Raw genomic sequence first — 20,977 nt, 5'->3', positions numbered from 1 at the left:
ATGACGCTAACAGTGTTAAAAGTTTCTCATTTAGAACCTTTACCTAAGGTATGAGTTCGCAAACTTTTGCCTCGTTATCGACCCTATTTTCTTGCCTCAAAATAGAACACTTAATTAAGCAAATTGGTATTAGCATTCATTTTGTACCGATTAAACATCTATTTGTCGCAATGCTTTTGCAACCCTGTGTACAATCCGTTAGCGTGCAGGAGAAGTATCTTCGAGGATAATAATAATGACAAATCTAAATCGCCGGGATTTCCTTAAAGCTGCCGGGGTTGCGGCGGCCGCAGGCGTGGTCTCCGGGTGTGCGCAGAGCAAGACCGATCCATTGCAACATGTACCAGAGCGCCAGGGTAAATCAGTCATTGGACTGATAGCGCCTAAAATGGACGTGGTGCGTGTTGGATTTATTGGCGTAGGTCAGCGGGGCTATGGCCATGTTAAACGCATGAGTCACATCGACGGGGCCGAGATTGTTGCCTTGTGTGACACACATGATGAAGTGTTACAGCGTTCAGCCAATTATCTCACCGAGCGCGGAGTGAAGGCGCCTGCGCTGTATCAGGGCTCTGAATTTGCGTACCGTGAAATGCTTGCCCGGGACGATATTGACATCGTTATCATTTCAACCCCGTGGCGCTGGCATGCCCCAATGGCTGTGGATACCATGGAAAGTGGCAAGCATGCCTTTGTTGAGGTGCCACTCGCCCTGACGGTTGAAGAGATGTGGCAGTTGGTTGATACCGCCGAGCGGACCCAGAAAAACTGTATGATGATGGAAAACGTCAACTATGGTCGCGACGAGTTGATGGTGCTGAATATGGTGCGACAGGGCCTGTTTGGTGAGCTGTTACACGGCGAAGCCGCCTATATTCACGAGCTGCGCTGGCAGATGAAAGAGCTGGAGCATAAAACCGGCTCCTGGCGCACTGAGTGGCACACTAAACGCAATGGCAATCTCTATCCCACTCATGGTTTAGGCCCGGTTTCTCAGTATATGAATATCAACCGGGGCGATAGGTTTGATTATCTGACGTCTATGAGCTCGCCGGCACTGGGCCGCGCTGCTTATGCTGCGCGTGAGTTTGCGCCGGACCATCAGCGCAACCAGTGGCAATATGTGGCCGGGGATATGAATACTACTTTGGTAAAAACGGTTAAAGGCCGCTCTATCATGATCCAGCATGATACGACGACACCGCGCCCTTACTCCCGACATAATTTAATCCAGGGCACCAACGGCGTATTTGCCGGGTTCCCGAATCGCATTGCGCTGGAGCAGGGGGGCACCAAATCGTTTCATGAGTGGGATGAGGATATGAGTGCCTGGTATGCCAAGTATGACCACCCCTTATGGTTGAAAATGGGGGCCGAAGCTGAGCGCAACGGTGGTCATGGTGGCATGGACTTCTTAATGTTCTGGCGGATGATTTATTGTCTGCGCAATGGCGAGCCTTTGGATCAGGATGTGTATGATGGCGCGGCCTGGTCGGTGATCTCGCCCTTATCTGCATTTTCGGTCGCTAACCGCAGCGAGTCGGTCACTATTCCGGACTTTACCCGTGGAGCCTGGCAAAGTGCACAACCCCTGGGGATAGTTGGCGCCTAGCGAGCGTCGGCACAGATCATCCCGGTTAGGTATGATACAATCGACAGGCCCTTATGCAGGGCCCGTTTCAGATTGACACTCATACCCGGAGGTAGGTTTGCGCGCAACAATCATCACACAACTCACAGTGTGTCTTGTGTTACTGGTCACGGCAGCGATGGCTGGCTGTGGTGTAACACAACAGGCCCATCAGTCACCGCAAGCGCCTGGTGCGCTCAAGCAAACGCTCAGCGACTACATTAGCACTTATCAGGCACGTCGAGACTTCGAGCAATTCTTATCTTTTTACGCCGACGAGGTGCAGCTGGAAGACATGCACTATGGCTTTGCCGTAGAAAACAAGCAGGCACTGGCCGAGTTTTTTAACTGGTCAGCGGGAAACGTGCAAATCCTGGACGGTGAGCAAACCTTTACACTCAGCGAGGTGATCCTCGATGAGCAACAACGCCGTGCGGTGATCCGTGGCACTTACGTCCGCTTTGAGTATGAAGGGCGAGAAATGGGCCCCTGGCGCTTCACAACCGTGTTACACTTTAACGCTGATAACAAGATCACCTATCAGCAGGACTGGATCAATTATTGGCCCCGATCATTAACCGACGGTGGTCGCAATTTAAATCATACTGCGAACTAATCTTTTATTACTCTGGCGAGGACACTGAGATGCAACTCTCTGTTGAGATCAGCAAATATCCATTACATTCTGACTATATTCCTTTTATTAAAGACTTTATTGAGCGCCTCAATCAGCACCCACAGCTCAAAGTACTGACCAATATCATGTCTACTCAAGTCTTTGGTGAGTATGAGCTGTTGATGAGCACCTTATCGGCAGAAATGAAGCGCTCGTTTGAGCAGTTCGGTAAAATCGTATTTGTTTGCAAGTTCATCAGTGGCGATCTGTCGCCTCAGTCATGATGCAGTGGCTCATTGAAACCCTGGCCGGGTTTACCGCGATGTCGGTGTGGGAATACCTGGCCGTGATTTTATCCGCAGCGTATTTGTTACTGGCGATCAGGGAGAACTCCTGGTGCTGGCCAGCGGCTTTTGCCAGTACCTTTATCTACACGGTAATGTACTGGAATGGTGCATTGCTGATGGAGTCCTTACTGAACTTCTACTACATGTTTATGGCTGTAGTGGGGTGGTGGATGTGGCGCAGCGGCAGACAAGATACTTCACTGGCGATTGCCTCCTGGTCGCTCTGGCGACATAGCATCATCATTCTGAGCACCTTAATGGTGGCGCTGGTCATCGGCTATGTGATGGACAACTACACCCATGCTGAATTGGCCTACTTGGATAGCCTGACAACATGCTTTGCCGTGGTGACCACCTATCTGGTAGCCCGTAAAGTGCTTGAAAACTGGTTGTACTGGATAGTGATCGATGCTGCCTCTATGTACCTCTACTACCTCAAAGGCTATTACCCAACCCTGGTTTTATTCGGCTTTTATACCGTCATGGTCTGCTGGGGTTATGTGCGCTGGTACGAAGTGTATCAACAAAAAGAGGGCAAACCCCTTGCCGCTTTGTGATGCGCCGCTGAGGGAGTTGATCAAACACGCTTTTCCCTATCTGACAATTCGTACGCTGTGTCCGCTCAACAAAGGGCTAAGTAACAAAAATTACTACCTTGAGCAGGCCCAGCAAGGGTATTTACTCAAACACTATAGCAGTGCGCTACCGACTCTGGCACTGGAAGCGCAGTCACAGCTGGCTAAGTTTGGCGTCGCGCAGCCTGTGGTTGGCTTTGATACAAAGACCCGGCTGGCGTTATTTGAGTTTGTAATCGAGAGCGATGAGGTCATCTCTTTGAACGATCAATTGCTAGCGCAGCTGCACACGTTACATGGCTTTGAACTGCCCCAAATTGACCAGCTCGATTTATCTGGCGCGCTCCTGGAAGCAGGTCGGGTACTGGACTGCGCACCACAGCTTGCATTGTTAGATCAGCAGCTGGCTCAGTTTGAGGCCGATATCTGTTTTTGCCACAACGATCTGGTTAAGGACAATATACTGGCCACGCCACAGGGGCCGGTGTTTATCGACTTTGAGTATGCCCAATACAACGACCGATATTTTGATCTGGCGGCTTTGGGCGTGTCTTTTTCACTGTCCGTCGGTGAGGCAGAGCACATGCTAAAGCGCTATTATCGACAGGCAAACCAGCCATGTCCGGACTATGCCCTAGATAAGCTCAGCTGTTATGTGCGGGCCTATCTGTGGTTGTGCATTGCCTGGTATCAGCAACGACATTTACAAGAATACGTAGGCCCCTTACAGGCCCAGCTCGTGGTGTGGCAAAGTTAGTTGCTTCGTGCAGTTTAAAGGCCCGAGCGTTATTCGGGCATTAAACTAATTTGATGACGAAACAAGGGGGAAATGGCCAGTCGCTTGTTAAATACCTCCCAAACGTTGCGCCAGCTCTTTGTATTTTTCAACGTCGTCTTTATCAAAAATGGGTTCACCCTGATCATCCTGCTGTTTGGCAACCAGCAGGTTCTCACGTGCCAGTCGTCTGACACGCTCCACTTTAACATCTAAAAATTCAGCAACTTGTTCAGTGGTCATTAGAGTCATAATACGGTCCTCTCAGATGATGTCATGCCGATACGGGAAGACCAATTTTCCGCGCATCTGCAGGTCGTCATTATTGTTATTGTTCTAAGCATAGTTAAATATCGCGAATTTCGCTCTGTGTGAAGTCTTTTTTCGAGTTTTAGGCCATAAATTAAGCATATAGACAACAATGACTGGTATTTGCCACAGGATATGATTATTATTGGCAGCACTAAGATGTTGCTCTCGTGGTGAAATGGATATCACGTGGCCCTCCGGAGGCCAAGTTCTAGGTTCGATCCCTAGCGAGAGCGCCATTTTACCTCATGCACCACACCTTTAGACTTACCTGTTATATCCATTTTCGACGTTTAAACAGCACAGCAACGGCAACCGTTAATACCACCAAAGCAATCACAAAGATACTGAATGACCAGGGATTCTCTGTGCCCGGAATACCACCAATGTTGACGCCCAGCAGGCCCGTTAAAAATCCCAGCGGCAAAAACAGGGCTGCGACCACCGACATAATGTACATGCGCTGGTTGAGCTGCTCATTCAGCTGGTTGGCAATACTTTGCTGTAGCACCTGTGCGCGCTCTATGCTGGCCTCAAGCTCCTCGATATAGCGGCTCAGGGTGTTATTTGCTTCACCGAGCAAGCGGCGCTGCTCAAGGCTCAGCCAGCTTACCTTAGTATCAATCAAATCATAAATAGCCTGGCGTTGAGGCTTAATGTAGCGTTTTAAGGAGATCACCTGACGTCGCAGCAAGGTTATTTGATGATAATCAGGCTGACTCTCTTCTTTGTCCAACTGCTCTTCAAAGTCATCCAGTTGCTCTTCGACCTGCCATAGGGTGTCTTGCATACGATGGGTGAGGCGATCAATCAGCGCACAGATCAGATCACTGATGGTCGTTACTCCGTTGCCATCCAACAGCGCGTTGCGCAGATCTTCAATAGAGATTAGCACGCGCTTGCGGCAGGTGATCAACACGTTTTTACTGACAAAACAGCGCACCGAGACCATGTCTTCAGGGTTTTGTCTGGGGTTGAGGTTGACGCCGCGTAAAAACAGCAGCAACCCGTGATTGGCGCGAGTCACACGAGGGCGGGTTTCTTCGGCAAGCAGGGCTTGCCATTCCCACTCTTGCAAAAACTCCAGCTGGCTGAGAAAGCGTTGTACCGCTTCGCTGGTGTAGTCAAAGTGCAGCCACACAGGCGCCTCATCTTTGAGCGCCTGTGTTAAGTCTGTAACCTGGGTTGCGCCGCCCTGACCATCGAGCACGAGCGCATGAAGTAAGCCTTCCATTTTAATTACCTACACATAAACCTGTGTGTTTATAATTGGTCAACTTAGGGGTTTTGGCAATCAGTATTATACTATTTTGCCAAGCACCTGATTGACTGTGTGCAGCACTTCATCGCGGCACTGGTTGATAAAGAAATGCCCGCCATTGAAATAATGAATGTCAATTTTGTGCTCACTCAAATCCTGCCAGCCGTGCAGCTGCTCGGCACTGATGTCAATATCATCATGGCCATGGAATACCGTAATAGGGCATGGCAGCGCGGTTGCCTGGGCCTGATAGCATTCGGCAATTTGAAAGTCGGCTCTGAGCAAGGGCAGCAGCAGTTCCATTAGCTCTTTATGTTCCAGCAGCTCCTTGGGTGTGCCGTTGAGTTTATAGAGTTCCTCAATAAAAGCATCATGAGGTAAATGATAGGTCTGTGCTTTGCTTGAGCCTGTATGTGGGGCACGGCTTCCTGATGCGATAAGGTGAAGTGGCAGCGGCGCATTTTGCTCGACCAGGTGTTTAGTGACCTCAAAAATAACCCGGCTACCCAGGCTGTGGCCCATCAGCACATAGGGTTTCTCCGTCAGAAACGCCTGATGAGCTAATAATTCATCCACTTTATGCTGCATTTCAATGTGTGCAGGTTCACCCATACGCGCGCCGCGGCCCGGGAACTGCAACAGCACCAGCTCTACTTCGGGGTGAAGTTCGCCACTCCAGGGCATAAAAATGGCCGGAGAGCCGCCAGCATAAGGAAAACAGAATAGTCTGAGTTTAGCATTGGGATTCGGTTTAGGTATTACAAAAAGCTTGTTGTTCATGTTGTTATATCTTTTATTTAAAACGCAGCCATATCCTATCAGACGACATTCCGTCTGGTCATTTCATTTAGAAAATATTCATGTGTTTGCGGCGCTTTTCCATTGTGTAAAAGGATTGCAAGGACCAAGCGGCCTTTATTGACTCTTAACAGTATCAAGCGGATGATACAGCAAAATGTTATGTGCATACTTTGCACTGTCTTTCTTGAAATCATTTTATATTTCAACTTTTCAGTCAGTCCCTTGTAAGTTGATTCGATACAGCATGACTCACAATATGCATCAACAAATGCTGCTATTTTTTCTCCCTGCGTAGGCGAGCCTGGCTGGCGACTCGACCGGGCGAGCTGCCAGCTGTCTGTTTTAGCTTCTGATTACTATATATTAGCCTGTTGATTATTGATTATTGATTATATTGCAAAAATAGGGCTGCTCAGTTTGTCATGAGGCGATTAAATTACAGTGTGTTTGCTCTGTAACTAGGGTAGAAAAGATTTGAACATTAGCCTTGGTTGTGTTAAAAAATGTTGGCTTTTTAAATATTAAGTGCTACGTGTGCCATTTAACCCTCGCCACAAAGGTATGTGCAAGCAGGGTGAAATTCAAAAGTGTGCATTAAAAATAGTTTATTTCCCGGCAATATAAATGAAGCAAAAAGTTGCTTTTTAATGGGGAATGCTCAAAAGGAATTAGACTGTGAAATTATTCAACTCTCAGAATCAATCGCTGTTGCACGAACTACCGAAAATCTTCCCAATTTAGGCCCCCAAACTCAGGTCTGTCTAGACCAGTAACTGCACCGGGTGCAGGAGACGATATGAGCAAATATGTGAGTATGAGAATATTCATATCAGCTTGTATTTTAGTTTGATCATGTTGCATATGCCCAACGGAAGCATGATTTGATCTTGCAACAAGGTATATGAGTGGAATATTGAAGGATTAAGGAATGCCAGCAGTTTTCGTTGTAGGTGTGTTTGGTGACAAACGTTGAATTTTACCACAGTGGTAGTCAGCGAATTTGTTGCTCACCGTGATCAGAGTGTAGGCACTGCAAAGCACCCAAGCCTAATTAATTACTTGAAAGCACTAATAAACCACCTGTCTATTACGCTCAGCGCTGCGAACCTACTGGACATGCGCTTGATGGCGCTAACTCTGCTGAGTCTGGAGGTTGCTGCTTTTAAGCGAAATCACGTCACAAACTTAAATACCAAGTGCCATTTCGGTGCGTGCTCTGTGTCGGCAGGTCGTGTTGATATGGTGTCGGCTCAACGTGAGGTTTGGCACACAGACCCCTTTGAAGTCCTTGCTCACAATGGCGCCATTTATGTCCGTGGAACAACCTGATGAAAGGTGCAATAGCAATGTTGCATGCCTCAAAAACATCGACAACTTTGCACAAGCAATGGAGCGGGTAATTTCTCAATTGTTTTTATCATGAGTGAGGCTCAAAGTGTTGATTGAGAAATAACGTATATCATCAAGCAAACATCTAGTCATAGTGGTTTAACTAATATTAAGGAAGAGATTGCCAAGAGTGCTGCAAAGTTTTTTTTAGAACAGTTTTTTTAAGCAACTTTGACCACAATCAAAGACTTGTCTAGTAAGTAGATTTTTCCTTCAACAATGATGCATATATGAAGTATAAGCATATTTGAGCATTGCAGTGGGCTTTTTGATTATAGGACATGACAGTCTGTTTTTGGGCGAAGTTAACAGGACATTAGAGTTAAGGTTTTAAAACGTGGATATTAAGAAAGAGCGCAAACCCAAAAAAGTAATTTCAAATAAAGTAGTGATTACATGTTCACTCATGGCCGTTTTTCTGGTTTTACTTATATTGACTTTAAGCAAAAATGCCAGTGTTGCTCGTGCTGATATTTTAGTGTCTAAGGTAATGCAAGGAGATCTTGAAATAACAGTCAAGGGCTCGGGAAATTTACGTTCTGAATCTGTAAGATTTATTTCTGCACCATCAAGTGCAGTCGTCAAAGAAGTATTAGTTAAACCTGGCGAGGAAGTTAAAGTTGGTCAGGTAATTGCCTCGCTTGAAAACCTGGAGCTTGCTCAGGAAGTCGAAAATGCTGAATGGGTACTTTCGCAAGCAAAAGCAAACTATCGAAAAACGGGCGTAAACAACAAGATGGCCATGCTGGAGTTGCTAGATTCTGTCGCCGAGGCAAAGTCGAAAATACGGTTTGCCAAAATGGAGCTTGAAGCGACGGAGTTACTCGCGTCTAAAGGGATTGTTTCGAAAATAAGTTATGAAAAGCTGAAAGAAAACCTAAAACAGCAGCGAAGAACACTGGAGTTTTTAGAAGGGAAGCAGCAAATTCTGTCAGAAGCCCATGATGAACTTCTGAGTATTGCAAATGATGAAGTTGTTCAAAGAGAAAATGAATACAAATCTATAAAAGGGCGTTTCGAACAGCTAACTGTTCGAGCTCAATTCGAAGGCATTTTGCAAAGTTTATCAGTTGAGCCGGGCCAGAGCTTATCGTTGGGGCAAAAAATAGCCCTAATAGGCAGTTCCAATGAACTTATTTCAGTGATCAAAATACCACAAAACCAAGCTCAAAAAGTGAGCCTAGGTGACGTTGCCCAGTTAACCAATGGCCGTGATAAATTTACTGGTAAGGTGGCGCGCATTGCGCCTGTGGTTACCGACAACAGTGTCGAAATAGAGATTAACTTTGAAGACACGCCACCATCGAGCGTTCGGCCACAGCAGAGTGTTGACGCGAGTATCATCACGGGCACTCTCAAAAATGTCATGTACATCACTCGCCCAACTATCAGCAGAGAAAATAGCACCTTGAGTTTATACAAGCTTAACTCTCAGGGCGATATTGCGACGCTCACACCATTTAGAATGGGTAGCACAGCGGGCAATAAAATTGTTATCAGTGGCGACATTAAGCAAGGACAAGAAGTAGTGATATCTGATTTATCGCAACTGGCAAGCAAACAAAATGAAGAATTAAAAATATATTAAGGCAGGGAATTAGGATGAACGATTTGGTTATCGAGTTGCAAGGTATCAGTAAGGTTTATGAAACCGAAGACATCGAAACACATGCTCTGAGCGACATAAGCTTATCTATTTACAAAGGCGACTATATCTCTATCGCAGGGCCATCAGGGTGCGGAAAGTCTACTCTGTTATCAATTCTGGGTTTGTTAGATATCCCAACCAAAGGCAGCTACAAGATCGAGCGCAAAGAAGTCAGCAAAATGAATGCGGATCAGGCCGCTGAGGTTAGAAACGAAAAAATTGGTTTTGTATTTCAATCGTTTAACTTGATAGATGAACTTACTGTTTTTGAGAATGTAGCGCTACCATTGCGATACAGTGAACAGGCTTACACAGAGACTTTTATTACGCAAAGGGTGCAAGAATGTCTGGAGAAGGTTGAAATGTCTCATCGAGCTTCTCATCGTACCAATCAGCTTTCTGGTGGTCAGCAGCAACGGGTTGCTATAGCCAGAGCCATTGTTGCTGCTCCTGCTATCTTACTCGTTGATGAGCCGACAGGTAACTTAGATTCTAAGAGCGGCGACCAGGTAATGAGCTTGTTAAAGGAGTTAAATGAGCAAGGCACCACTATTTTCATGGTGACTCATGATCAAAGGTATGCAGACAAGGCAACGCGACAGCTGATACTGTCAGATGGCAAGTTGCTAGTCCCTGGTTGCAAAGATCAGGAGAAGCTGTCGGCATGAGAAACAAACGCTTTTACTTAACTCAGGCTATTCACAGTCTCCGCTTGCGGCTCGGCTTTGTAGGCAGTGTCACGGTGACTCTGGGTGTTACATTGGGTACCTTATTGGCAGTCCTGACCCTGTCCTATTACATTGTCTGGCAGGCATTGCCCTACCCGGAACAAGAGCAGATTATTAAACTGGACTATCAGCGTGTAGATCAAAATAACGAAATACAGTCTACCAAATACCTGTATCCAGCAGCCGTTGAAATGTATAAAACGTCGCGCCAGGAACAGTCTGTTGCGCTAATGGCCTTGTCACGCTATGGGCAAGAGGTGCTGGTATCACAACAAAACCAACCAAAAGTAAATACGATATACGTTACCCCTGAGTGGTTCTCTATCTTTGGTGCCAAAGCTGTGTTGGGACGCTTTTTCTCACAAGATGAAGGTATTGATAACTTTGTGCCGGGTGCTGTGATTAGCTACGCCACGTGGAAAGCGCTATTTAATGGCGACAGTAATGTGCTCGAGCAGTCGGTTATGGTCAATGGCAAAAGCCATCCAATAGTGGGTGTGCTGGATAAAAACTTTGTGGAGCCTGAGGTTTATCAAATCGGCAGGAAAAATCAAGTCTGGCTGCCTTGGGATTTTAATAACTCTGATTACCAGGGGTACTGGGGGCTGGCAGACAATGAGATTGTGGTTATGGCAAAAACTCATCCACAAGCAATGCCTAATCAAGTCGCAATGGCGCTTTCTTTAAATGCAGATGAGCTGTTCCAGCAATCAACAACAGGTATGAGCAACGCACAAAACTTTCGTGTAAATCTGGCCGCAGAGTCAATACAGCAAGTGATAAGTCAAAATAGTTACGGAACAATTATTTTATTGCTAGCGGGCGGGTTTGGCTTAGTTGCGATCGCCATTACAAATATTGCGAATCTAATGATGGCGCGTACAGTTGCACAGTTGAAAAAGCTCTCTATTGCGGCTGCACTGGGCGCGAAAAAGAAGCACCTTTTTTATACTCTACTGGCAGAATCAAGTGTATTGGTTTGTTTATCTCTATTGCTTGCGCAACTGATTGCGTTTTCGACCTTGATGTTGGTGAAGCAATATTGTGCAGAATGGATCCCCAGAACAGAGGAGTTGCAACTTAACTGGTTTAGCGCATTGATGGCTGTTTTACTGGCAGTTGTATTAGCGCTCGTTTTTGCTTGGCTTAACTCAAGACTTATTAACTACTCGGAACTTAAATCTGCTATTCAGTCCAGTGGTAAAGGCACTGGTGCCCAAATCTCTAAAAAAAGTCGCAATCTGCTTATTGGCTGTCAGATCAGCGTTGCAACTTTACTAGTCTGTATCAGTACGGCATTGATGATTGATTCACAAAAGCAACTCAATAAGCAGTTAGGTATTGATACTGAGCAACTTATGTTTATGGAGTTTTCCATTGCTACGCTTGACTGGAAAGGTTGGGGGCACTATGTGCCGGATGTAAAACGCCTACAAGATAATTTGATGGGGTTTGCGGAAGTTCAGTCAATGAGTTTTGCCCGTTCGCCCTTAGACGATTTACATCAGTTCCCAGTAAAAGATGTTCAGACAAATCAAGATTACTTTCCATTTCACCGCAATGTTGATCAACATTACTTTGATGTAACAGGGCAAACTGTGCTTCTGGGTAGAGGGTTTAGCAAAGAGGATATTGAGCAATCAGCGCCTGTGGTTATTGTTAATCAGGTATTTGCTAAACAGCTAGCTGCGTCTTACGAAGAAGCCATAGGTAAGAAAGTGACTGTAGAAGGCAGTAAACCGCTAGAAATAGTGGGTATAGTTCAAGATCTTCACTTACCAAACAAACATGAAGTACCAGCTCGATTTTATGTGCCTAATAACGGAAGCGGCATGTGGGCACTAATTAAGCTAGCGCCAAACCAGCATTTTGACAGAGCACAGATGATAGCTCAATTGAGCCAGGTAAATAGCCAGTTTGTGCTTACTAAGTATGAATCTGTAGATGAAAGCTTATTTAATGCGAACTTTAATACACTCTTTACTTTAGTCGCTTCTGCTGCATTGGCATTACTAACAATTGTACTTGCCAGCATCGGATTATTTGGCATTTTGAGTTACAGCACTCAGATACGACGAGTTGAAATTTGCACAAGAATGGCTATTGGTGCGAAGCAAAAAACCATTATAGCGATGGTTATTAAAGACAACTTAGGGGTAGTTTCAGCTGGTTTGGTGATTGGTACAATTGTGTGTATCGCATTTTTCAATCTATTTGGTGAAGACATTTTCTCGGCAACCCTTATTGCATATCTTCCAGCTATTTTCATGACGACCGTCGCGATAAGCGTACTTGTGATTATCGCCAGTTACACCCCATTGAAGCACTTTTTTAAACAGCCTATTACGCTTGGCCTACGTGGACTTTGATTTATAAAAATATTGTGTTTATCAACAATTAAAAAAGATAAATAAGGATATAAAATGGTTTTTAATAATGTCTCGGAAGTTAATTTTGACTCGTTATATTTGAATTTGGAAGGTTTCTTAACTGGGGTTAATGTCATTGCCAAGGTCGAAGGGATGAACTTTGCAGGATCGATAAAGTTTAAAGTGGCCAAGGCGATGTTAGATTCCTTAGAGCAAAGTGGCGATATAAATTCGAAGACAGAGATTGTGGAATCCTCATCCGGAAATCTGGGAGTTGCGCTTGCAATGATTTGCGCTCAGCGCGGTTACCCCTTTACTTGTGTTACTGATCCTAATGTGACCCGCCACAACTTAAACATTATGCAAGCATATGGTGCGAAAGTCGTGATGGTTGAGCAAGGGGCCGATGGCGGGTTTGTGAAAAACCGACTGAAAGTCATTAATCAAATGCTTGCTGAGAATGAAAACCTAATTTGGACTGATCAATATTCTAACTCTGCAAACGTACAGGCTCATAAAGAAACAACGGCAACTGCCATTTTGAATGACTTTCCTGATGCGGATTATGTATTCATGGGAGTAGGTAGTAGCGGTACATTAATGGGCTGCTGCGAGTATTTTAAGGAAAAAGGCTCTAAAGCGAAAATCATCGCAGTCGACCCTGATGGATCGGTCCTGTTTAGTGGTAAATCTAAGAGAAGGTTTATTCCAGGCATTGGCGGCAGCGTTATGCCAAAAATCCTAAACACCTCGTTGGTACATGATTATGTAACAGTAAAAGAAGTCGATACGGTCAAAATGTGCCGTGAAATAGTTAAGAGTAAAGGCTGGCTTGTTGGTGGTTCGACAGGCAGTGTTCTGCAAGGTTTAAGGCAGTATGCAGCTCACATTCCACATGGCAGTACAGTGATTGTTATTGCCCCGGATATTGGCAGCAACTATTTAGCAACTATCTATGATGATCAGTGGGTTAGAGGGATGAAGGCAATCGTTCGGGAGACCACAGAAGCAAGCGTACCAGTAGCCAGTGCATTGGCGGTTTAGCCTGTAAATCAAGCCATCAAACCACAACTTTCAACATAACGATAAAAAGTAAAAGACAACATGGATAAAACTAAATACGACGCAACTCAACCGGCAACGATGAAAATACTGGGGGCAGATCTGATCAATCGCTACCTGAGCGGTAACTTCGCCGCGTTGGAGCAGGTAATTATTAGTACTTATCAGCAGCATCATAGTGGCGGAACGATTAACCCGGATAGTTACTTTCTGCAATATCCGCAAAAGCCAAACCGGCGTATTATTGCGCTGCCGGCGCATGTCGCAGGAGAGACGAATTTATCTGGAATAAAGTGGATTGCCAGCTACCCAGACAACATTAACGTCGGGCTACAAAGGGCATCTGCAAGCCTGATATTAAATGACGGTGATACGGGCTATCCGATAGCATTTATGGAGTCGAGTATAATCAGTGCGACACGTACTGTGGTTAGTGCTGCGGCCGGCCTACACTTCTTAAAAGGCTCCCGTGAAGCTGGAAAAGTGGCCATTATTGGTAACGGCTTTATTGCTAAAAAAATGGTTGAAAGCTTGGTTAAGCTCGATTGGCAAGTTGACCAGTTCTTGTTGTTTGATTTAAACCCTGAGTATGCGAACTCATTACGTGCATATATTGACTCACTTGATGCCAACCTCAAAGTCAGTGTCATGGATACACTTGAGCAGGCTGTTTGCAGTTCAGATGTACTTATTACGACGACCACCGCCGGGAAGCCCTATATAACCGACCTTTCCTGGCTGGCACACAACCCAATTGTCATAAACCTGTCATTGCGTGATTTTTCTGCAGAAATCATTTTGGCTTCAAACAATGTTTTTGATGATGTTGAGCATTGTTTGAAAGCGAATACTTCTCCTCACCTCGCTTATATGCAAAGTGGTAACAAAGAGTTTGTTACTGGCCATTTTGGCCATCTGATCGATGGCAGCATTGAGCTGGACAACAATAAGCCAACAATTTTTTCTCCTTTTGGCTTAGGGGTACTGGATATTGCTTTGGGCAATTATGTCTTGCAAGCATCAAATGGTGATCCTGAGGTCACGATAGTTGACAACTTCTTTGGTGATCATAGCCGCTGGTAAATATCGATATTTTTGATGATTAATATTAAGGAGTAGTATTCATCATGCACAGTATTTCTGTAGAAAATTCAAAAACTCACCGTATTATTTTCCAAGATGTGCCAGGTATACTGGGCGAACAGGTGGATAGTGATCTTTATGGTGAACGTCATAGTGAGATGCTTTCGCCGACAATTTTTAATGCACTAGCGACGGCTGATTTATCTTCTAGTTCAGCTATTTACCATTACATGGTGGCGATGCAAATATACCAAACATCGCAAATGTTCGACGTTTCCCAAGGCTACAGCTTCGTAAAAGTACCGAATCAAGATGCATTTGTATTGCTTGAATTTGATTTGTATGAGGTACAAAGCTGGAGGCAGCTATTTAATTTGGTTGACGACGCACTTGTGACGGCCACTGAGATCCCAGGTGCGCTATTCACTGTTGAGCAAATTGCGCAATCGAGCTGGATTGGTACACCTCTATTTATCTGCCCGGATAGCACCACCCTTACTGAGTTGAGTAGCTTACCATTTGCAGCGCTCTGCTTAGCCGTTGAGTTGCAAGGTGAAGACGCAAAAATTGTGTTCCATGTTAATGGCGGTGTGGTTGCGAAAGTGCAGCTAAGCCAGTATGCGAGTTGCTTTGCACAATTATGTCTGCAATCAGCTTTGCATATCGATGAGCAAATGCGCCCTGAAGCGATGTGGTCGGTGCAAAGTAAGCAAGCCTTTATTGAATTGACTAACCCTAAGTCTTTTGAGCTGTCTGGTGTTCAAAACTTACCTGCGCAGTTATCCCATTGTGCTCAAAGTGTCCCGAATAAAGTGGCTTTGGTATGCCAGGATGAGACCTTGACCTTTGCTGAATTAGCGGTACGCGTGGAGCGCATGATGGCCGCACTCATTGATTCAGGAGTGAATACGGGAGACAGTGTTGCGTGCTACTTGCAAAGAGACATGGATTGGGCAGTTCTGAAAATAGCAACTATGTCTTTGGGCGCGATATACGTGCCAATAGACACAAGTTATCCGGTAGAACGCATTGGACATATGCTGTCTCAGGCAGAAGCGAAGGTATGTGTCTACAAAGGCTTAATTCCACAAGAACTGGGCAATGCACTAGGGGGAGTTAAGCAGGTCGCCTACACCAGTCTAAACTCTGAAACTCCCTGTTCTTTGCAAGATTGCGCAGTAACTTTTGCGATTGATTCCGTTGCCTATATTCAATTCACTTCTGGCACTACTGGCATGCCAAAAGGCGCAATGGTTGAGCACAAAGGTATGATTAACCATATCTTTGCCAAAATAAATGATTTAAACATTCAAGCACATGATGTAATCGCCCAGACCGCTTCACAATGTTTTGATGTGTCTATTTGGCAGTTGCTGTGTGGGCTTTACAGCCAGTCAACGACCGTGATCTATCCGGATAGTGTTGTGTGGGATCTAACGGAATATATGGAGTACACCAGGCAGCATCAAGTGACGGTATTAGAAGTCGTCCCTTCATATCTGGACTTACTCATGGATGAGCAAGACTGCGAAACACAAAAGTACTTTGATGACTTGTTGTTTCTGATGGTCACAGGAGAGCGTGTCACCGTCGGTCAACTTGCTCGCTGGTTCAAGCATTATGCAGATATACCCGTCATAAATGCTTATGGTCCAACAGAAGCATCGGACGATATCACGCACTACAAAATCGACAAGCACTGCTCTTTGGAGTCAGTCCCTATTGGTTTTCCTATCGCAAATGCGTGTATCTACGTGCTTGGCAGTGAGCAGCAGCTATTGCCTTATGGCAGCGTAGGAGAAATCTGTGTTGCGGGGCTCTGTGTTGGCCGTGGTTATATCAACAGGCCAGAAGAAACTGAGCGTGCTTTCATTATCGATCCAATTCAACCTCAGTTGCAACAAAGGATGTATCGAACTGGAGATATCGGCCGCTGGTTGGCGGATGGAAGCTTGGCTTATCTGGGTCGAAATGACCAGCAAGTTAAAGTGATGGGGGTCAGGATTGAATTGACAGAGATTGAGCAAAAGCTGTCAGCCATCGATGGTATTAAAGACGTTGCTGTGTTGTGCCTTGAAAGCAACATTATAGGTGTCTATTCCACGGTTTCAGAGAAACCTCTGAATGAGCGGGCTTTACGTGGCGCACTGCAACGAAAACTACCGAGCCATTCGATCCCGAGCAAGTTGCTGCACAGAGCCACAATGCCACTCAATGCAAATGGTAAGATTGATAAAAAGATATTGACCTCAGAGTTGATGGATTAGGCATCAATGATGATTAAATCTTATCCTTTTCTTACCCGCTTAGTGGTTGTGATCATCGTGCCTGTGCTGTTTGCTGTTTGGTATTTGATAGACGCATTATTACTGAACTCAATCCCTGATACTCAGCGCACGTATTCACTCCAGTGGCAAGAAGCAACCGTCAAATTACAGCGCGATGAAATGGGGGTTGCGCTGGTCCATGGCCAGAATATGAATAGTGTTCACTTTGCAATGGGCTATGCCCATGCTCAGGACAGGCTTTGGCAACTTGAGTTGCAGCGTCGTATCAGCCAGGGCCGTCTTGCCGAACTGTTTGGTAAATCTGCTGTAGAACAAGATGTGTTTTTCCGAACGCTGGGCTTGTATCGTGCCGCTCAAAGTGCATTTGATGGTTTAAGCGACGCTGCCAAAGCATCATTAACAGCCTATGCTGCAGGCGTTAATCAGTTTTTGCGCGAAGGTCACACCCTGCCCATTGAATTTAATACTTTTGACTTAACGCCTGAACCATGGAGTGAAATTGACTCCCTGGCATGGGTGAAAGTTTTTGCCTTAAATTTATCTGGTAATTACAACGCGGAATTGCAAAGGCTGCTAGTTACAAAGTACCTACCGGAACAGTTTCATGAGACATTCTTTCCAGATTTGAAGCGTAACACAGCATATCTTGCGTCGTCTAAACGTGCTGAGCTTATGTCTTCAGACGACATTGCATCTTTGCTACAAGCGAATGTGTCGCTCGCATACGCTTGGCAGATAGGAGGTCCAGCTGTTGGGAGTAATGCGTGGGCTGTATCGGCAGAGCATACTGAGTCTGGACAACCGTTACTTGCCAGCGACCCCCATTTGGGACTGCAACTGCCATCTTTGTGGTATGCAGCAGTACAGCAAACGAGTGAGTTATCATTAAGTGGAATGAGCTTGGTTGGTTTACCTGTGATCATTTTTGGTCGAAATCAACATATAGCCTGGGGTGGCACGAATATGCAGGCGGATGTTCAAGATTTACACATAGAGACATTGAAAGCGGATGACCAAAGCTTTTATCGTTCGCAAGGCATCTGGAAGCCACTGAAAATTCGCATGGAGCAAATCAATATTAGAGCCGACTTTCCCGCATTTCTAAAGCAATCAATCAAGCCGATAAATCTGATGGTCAGAGAAACCGAAAATGGCCCAATTGTAAGTGAGCAGCTAGGTGTATCAGAAGTCGCGATCAGTCTGAGGTGGTCGGCACTGGATAAAGAAGATCTTACTTACCAATCATTTTTTGAGTTAAATCACGCATCAAATTGGCAATCTTTTCAATTAGCACTACGTAACTATAAAGCACCAGCGATGAATCTTTTATACGCTGATTTTGAGGGAAATATAGCGCTTCAAGGTGTTGGTGCGCTGCCTGTACGCCGCGTTGGTAACGGTGCTTTTCCAAGTGCTGACATTGCATACGATGACATATGGCAAGGGTATGTTCCATTTGAACAAATGCCAAGTATTTTGAACCCTGAAAGTGGTTATGTCGCGAATGCGAACAATCATATCAGCGGCACGGGGCCCCATATTAGCGAAGATGTTGTGGATTCCGCCCGGATGGAAAGAATTGACTCAATACTACACAAAAACATCGCACAGTCGAAAAAGCTTGGCTTTGCAGATATGGCGGCCATGCAGCTGGATGTAGTTGACTTGTCTACCAAAAAGCTTGCTGGTGTGATGGCCAAGGTCCAGCCTTCCACTAAAAAGCAAGCCCAGGCAATTGCGCTCATTCAGCGTTGGGATGGTGATACAAGTGAACACAGTGCGGCGACCACTGTTTATCATTTATGGCTGAAGAATATTAAAAGCCAATTGTTTAGTGAGCAATTAAGCAAAGTGTGGAGCTCTGAGAATGAGTCAGACATGCTTATGTCGTTGGCTGCACGCGTTTCAGCGGATAAGGTCGCGGAGATCATAACTCATGATAACCCTTGGTGTTCGGTTAATGACGATACCACTAAAGCGAGTTGTCGCGCCAAAGTGTCTGAAGCACTGGCGCATGCAATAGACGAAGCTTCTTTACTAATGGGAAGTGACATTGCGCAATGGCAATGGGGCGCGTTTCAGCGAGTTGTATACAAGCACCAGCCATTTAGCCAAGTGAATGGCCTGAAACAATGGTTTGAACGTGACTACCGTGCGGGTGGAACCGGGAATACGTTAAACGTATCAGGTAGCCGATACGAGGAGAAACAAGGGTATAGCAAAGAGTTTGGCGCAGGGTTTAGGCAAATTATTGGCTTTAATGCGGGGCAGCTAGAGCATCGACTGGCTCATGCCGGTGGGCAATCGGGGCAAGTGATGAGCCCGCATTATGACGATATGTTGCAATCGTTTGAACGCGGTGAATATATCCAGCTTCCCATCTTCGAGTTGGCAGGAAACAAATAATGGGATTTTTGAATTTACTCTCTTTAAAAGCGCCAAACCGGTTCTTTTTAGCGGTGGTTTTAGGTGCCATTGCTGGCGTACTTTACGCGTTACTAATTCCCCTTATTTTGAGCGCGATTGCGCCAGCAGATCCTGCTTTTGCTACTATGCAAACAGAGGTTCACACCGTCTTTGGTATTAAGATCAGTAATTATGCGCTGGCCGCTGTGTTTTTCTCGACTTGCTTTGGGATCCTGTGTGCCAGTAGTTTGTCAGAAATAATGTTGCTTCGTATAGGCTCTGACTGTGGCCGGGACATTCGTGAAAATATTTACCGGCAAATCAGCCTGGCACCCATAGAAGCGATTGAGCGTATTGGCCTGTCTAAATTAATCGCATCTATCAATATCGATGTCCCTAGAATTATCACTGGGGCAAGGATCATGCCGTTGATTTTCGTGAACTTAGTAACGCTTACCGGGATGTTGGGCTTTCTAATATACCTCAATATTGAAGTATTTAAGTTTGTCATGATGGCCATTCTTTGCGGCGCACTGATATATCAGCTGCCTATTTCAATCGGAAAGAGGTTTTTTAGTCGAAGCCGGGAAGCAAATGATGCGGCACAGGAGTCCGTGAGAGGGCTTATATTTGGTGCAAAAGAGCTGAAGTTAGACTCTGATAAACAGGCATATTATTTAAAAAACGTGCTGTTAAGTCATGAGCAGCAGTTAGTCAGTACTGAGAAAGTAGCTTATACCATCACCACAGCGACTGTGGGGGTCGGGGAGCTGCTGAGCTTCTTTGTCATTGGTTCAATTATTTTTGTCTTTAGCAACTACTACCCGATTGATACACAGACCTTGGTCGCCGTGATAATGGTGCTTTTATACGTGACTGGTCCAATCGGGCTCATATTAAACAGTCTTCCAAACTTGGCAGTTGCTGCCGTTGCTTATAACAAAGTCAACAATCTGATGGCGGATATTCCTAAGGAGCAGAGTGCGATCTGCGAAGGGAACCCAGCTGACTGGCGTAAGTTGACTTTGTCACAAGTTGTCTACTCCTATCAGGGACAAAGTGATGAGCAAGGTTTTGAAGTTGGACCAATAGACTTGGAGTTTCAGCCAGGGAGTTTGACCTTCATTGTGGGTGGCAATGGTTCAGGAAAATCAACGTTAAGCAAGTTGCTCACTATGCTTTATCTTCCGCACAGCGGTGAAGTGTACTGTGATGATGAGCTGGTGACGGTGGAAAATATTAATAATCTTAGGAAGCAGATATTTGCTATTTTCTCTGATTACTTCTTATTTAATCAGCTGTTAATTGAAGTAACTGAAGACGTCGCAGCGCAGGCCAATATGCTGCTAAAAAAGCTGCATCTAGATCATAAAGTTACCCTCAAAGATGGTCACTTTTCGACAACATCCCTATCGGACGGTCAACGCAAGCGTTTATCTTTGTTGGTTGCCATTGTAGAAAACAAGCAGTTGTACATGTTTGATGAGTGGGCTGCAGATCAAGACCCCGAGTTCCGGCATTTGTTTTACACCGAAATCCTTCCAGAACTAAAAAGAAAAGGAAAAACAGTCGTCGTTATCAGCCACGATGACCGCTATTTCAACGTCGCAGATCAGTTGGTTGTGATGGAGCAAGGCAAAGTTGCGACCATCAATCCTCATAAAACGGGTCTGGCCTCCTAGTTACGTTA

At 45.4% G+C, this 20,977-nt stretch carries 17 protein-coding genes and 1 tRNA gene; 15 read left to right on the top strand and 3 right to left on the bottom strand.

The genetic code is table 11. The annotated features are described in order from the left end of the window. The first annotated feature begins 235 nt into the window (after positions 1–235). From C3B51_RS17510 to C3B51_RS17490, 5 genes are all read left to right on the top strand, one after another. Positions 236–1,612, top strand: coding sequence for a Gfo/Idh/MocA family protein (locus C3B51_RS17510; protein ID WP_130245894.1), 1,377 nt, complete (start codon positions 236–238; stop codon positions 1,610–1,612). 97 nt (positions 1,613–1,709) lie between these two features. Next, positions 1,710–2,246, top strand: coding sequence for a nuclear transport factor 2 family protein (locus tag C3B51_RS17505; protein WP_240657450.1), 537 nt, complete (start codon positions 1,710–1,712; stop codon positions 2,244–2,246). Between the two features lie 29 nt (positions 2,247–2,275). Beyond that, positions 2,276–2,530, top strand: coding sequence for a hypothetical protein (locus tag C3B51_RS17500; protein ID WP_130245893.1), 255 nt, complete (start codon positions 2,276–2,278; stop codon positions 2,528–2,530). Then, positions 2,530–3,150, top strand: a complete 621-nt coding sequence (gene pnuC / locus C3B51_RS17495; protein ID WP_130245895.1) for a nicotinamide riboside transporter PnuC — start codon at positions 2,530–2,532, stop codon at positions 3,148–3,150. The genes C3B51_RS17500 and pnuC overlap by 1 nt, the downstream gene beginning before the upstream one ends. Further along, positions 3,137–3,925, top strand: coding sequence for a phosphotransferase (locus C3B51_RS17490; RefSeq protein ID WP_165389184.1), 789 nt, complete (start codon positions 3,137–3,139; stop codon positions 3,923–3,925). Before pnuC ends, C3B51_RS17490 begins: the two co-directional genes overlap by 14 nt. 87 nt (positions 3,926–4,012) lie before the next feature. Here C3B51_RS17490 and C3B51_RS17485 read toward each other — a convergent pair whose 3' ends face one another. Further along, positions 4,013–4,195, bottom strand: a complete 183-nt coding sequence (locus C3B51_RS17485) for a helix-turn-helix domain-containing protein (protein WP_046003648.1) — start codon at positions 4,193–4,195, stop codon at positions 4,013–4,015. A gap of 221 nt (positions 4,196–4,416) precedes the next feature. Between C3B51_RS17485 and C3B51_RS17480 the strand changes: the two genes are divergently transcribed. Next, positions 4,417–4,491 (top strand) — tRNA-Arg (locus tag C3B51_RS17480). Between the two features lie 35 nt (positions 4,492–4,526). Here the strand turns inward: C3B51_RS17480 and C3B51_RS17475 are convergent. After that, positions 4,527–5,486: a zinc transporter ZntB gene (locus C3B51_RS17475; protein ID WP_125720942.1), complete on the bottom strand. Its 960-nt coding sequence runs from the start codon at positions 5,484–5,486 to the stop codon at positions 4,527–4,529. A gap of 66 nt (positions 5,487–5,552) precedes the next feature. After that, the gene (locus C3B51_RS17470) at positions 5,553–6,293 is read right to left on the bottom strand and encodes a thioesterase II family protein (RefSeq protein WP_125720940.1); all 741 of its coding nucleotides are present in this window, start codon (positions 6,291–6,293) and stop codon (positions 5,553–5,555) included. Positions 6,294–7,373: 1,080 nt separating this feature from the next. Between C3B51_RS17470 and C3B51_RS17465 the strand changes: the two genes are divergently transcribed. The 9 genes from C3B51_RS17465 (at position 7,374) to C3B51_RS17425 (ending at position 20,969) form a co-directional block, all read left to right on the top strand. Next, positions 7,374–7,643: a hypothetical protein gene (locus C3B51_RS17465; protein WP_130245891.1), complete on the top strand. Its 270-nt coding sequence runs from the start codon at positions 7,374–7,376 to the stop codon at positions 7,641–7,643. Between the two features lie 397 nt (positions 7,644–8,040). Beyond that, on the top strand, positions 8,041–9,291 hold the full coding sequence (locus C3B51_RS17460; protein ID WP_130245890.1) for an HlyD family secretion protein: 1,251 nt from the start codon (positions 8,041–8,043) through the stop codon (positions 9,289–9,291). A 14-nt stretch (positions 9,292–9,305) separates the two neighbouring features. Further along, on the top strand, positions 9,306–10,019 hold the full coding sequence (locus tag C3B51_RS17455; RefSeq protein WP_125720936.1) for an ABC transporter ATP-binding protein: 714 nt from the start codon (positions 9,306–9,308) through the stop codon (positions 10,017–10,019). Then, on the top strand, positions 10,016–12,448 hold the full coding sequence (locus C3B51_RS17450) for an ABC transporter permease (protein ID WP_130245889.1): 2,433 nt from the start codon (positions 10,016–10,018) through the stop codon (positions 12,446–12,448). The genes C3B51_RS17455 and C3B51_RS17450 overlap by 4 nt, the downstream gene beginning before the upstream one ends. 54 nt (positions 12,449–12,502) lie before the next feature. Then, positions 12,503–13,492: a 2,3-diaminopropionate biosynthesis protein SbnA gene (gene sbnA / locus C3B51_RS17445; RefSeq protein ID WP_125720931.1), complete on the top strand. Its 990-nt coding sequence runs from the start codon at positions 12,503–12,505 to the stop codon at positions 13,490–13,492. Positions 13,493–13,552: 60 nt separating this feature from the next. Then, positions 13,553–14,593, top strand: a complete 1,041-nt coding sequence (gene sbnB, locus C3B51_RS17440) for a 2,3-diaminopropionate biosynthesis protein SbnB (protein WP_130245888.1) — start codon at positions 13,553–13,555, stop codon at positions 14,591–14,593. Positions 14,594–14,637: 44 nt separating this feature from the next. Then, positions 14,638–16,860: an amino acid adenylation domain-containing protein gene (locus tag C3B51_RS17435; RefSeq protein ID WP_130245887.1), complete on the top strand. Its 2,223-nt coding sequence runs from the start codon at positions 14,638–14,640 to the stop codon at positions 16,858–16,860. A 6-nt stretch (positions 16,861–16,866) separates the two neighbouring features. Continuing rightward, on the top strand, positions 16,867–19,287 hold the full coding sequence (locus C3B51_RS17430; RefSeq protein ID WP_130245886.1) for a penicillin acylase family protein: 2,421 nt from the start codon (positions 16,867–16,869) through the stop codon (positions 19,285–19,287). After that, complete coding sequence (locus C3B51_RS17425; protein WP_130245885.1) at positions 19,287–20,969, top strand: cyclic peptide export ABC transporter; 1,683 nt, start codon at positions 19,287–19,289, stop codon at positions 20,967–20,969. Before C3B51_RS17430 ends, C3B51_RS17425 begins: the two co-directional genes overlap by 1 nt. The last annotated feature ends 8 nt before the right edge of the window (positions 20,970–20,977 follow it).

The organism is Pseudoalteromonas rubra, assembly GCF_004212645.1.
Taxonomy (GTDB): Bacteria; Pseudomonadota; Gammaproteobacteria; order Enterobacterales; family Alteromonadaceae; genus Pseudoalteromonas; species Pseudoalteromonas rubra_G.
The sequence above is the reverse complement of the archived record's forward strand: the minus strand, read 5'-3'. Positions and strand labels throughout refer to the sequence as shown.

Coding starts and splice junctions, on each gene's coding strand:
- C3B51_RS17510 (WP_130245894.1), top strand. CDS start 236: ATGACAAATCTAAATCGCCGGGATTTCCTTAAAGCTGCCGGGGTTGCG.
- C3B51_RS17500 (WP_130245893.1), top strand. CDS start 2,276: ATGCAACTCTCTGTTGAGATCAGCAAATATCCATTACATTCTGACTAT.
- pnuC (WP_130245895.1), top strand. CDS start 2,530: ATGCAGTGGCTCATTGAAACCCTGGCCGGGTTTACCGCGATGTCGGTG.
- C3B51_RS17485 (WP_046003648.1), bottom strand. CDS start 4,195: ATGACTCTAATGACCACTGAACAAGTTGCTGAATTTTTAGATGTTAAA.
- C3B51_RS17475 (WP_125720942.1), bottom strand. CDS start 5,486: ATGGAAGGCTTACTTCATGCGCTCGTGCTCGATGGTCAGGGCGGCGCA.
- C3B51_RS17470 (WP_125720940.1), bottom strand. CDS start 6,293: ATGAACAACAAGCTTTTTGTAATACCTAAACCGAATCCCAATGCTAAA.
- C3B51_RS17455 (WP_125720936.1), top strand. CDS start 9,306: ATGAACGATTTGGTTATCGAGTTGCAAGGTATCAGTAAGGTTTATGAA.
- C3B51_RS17450 (WP_130245889.1), top strand. CDS start 10,016: ATGAGAAACAAACGCTTTTACTTAACTCAGGCTATTCACAGTCTCCGC.
- sbnA (WP_125720931.1), top strand. CDS start 12,503: ATGGTTTTTAATAATGTCTCGGAAGTTAATTTTGACTCGTTATATTTG.
- sbnB (WP_130245888.1), top strand. CDS start 13,553: ATGGATAAAACTAAATACGACGCAACTCAACCGGCAACGATGAAAATA.
- C3B51_RS17435 (WP_130245887.1), top strand. CDS start 14,638: ATGCACAGTATTTCTGTAGAAAATTCAAAAACTCACCGTATTATTTTC.
- C3B51_RS17430 (WP_130245886.1), top strand. CDS start 16,867: ATGATGATTAAATCTTATCCTTTTCTTACCCGCTTAGTGGTTGTGATC.
- C3B51_RS17425 (WP_130245885.1), top strand. CDS start 19,287: ATGGGATTTTTGAATTTACTCTCTTTAAAAGCGCCAAACCGGTTCTTT.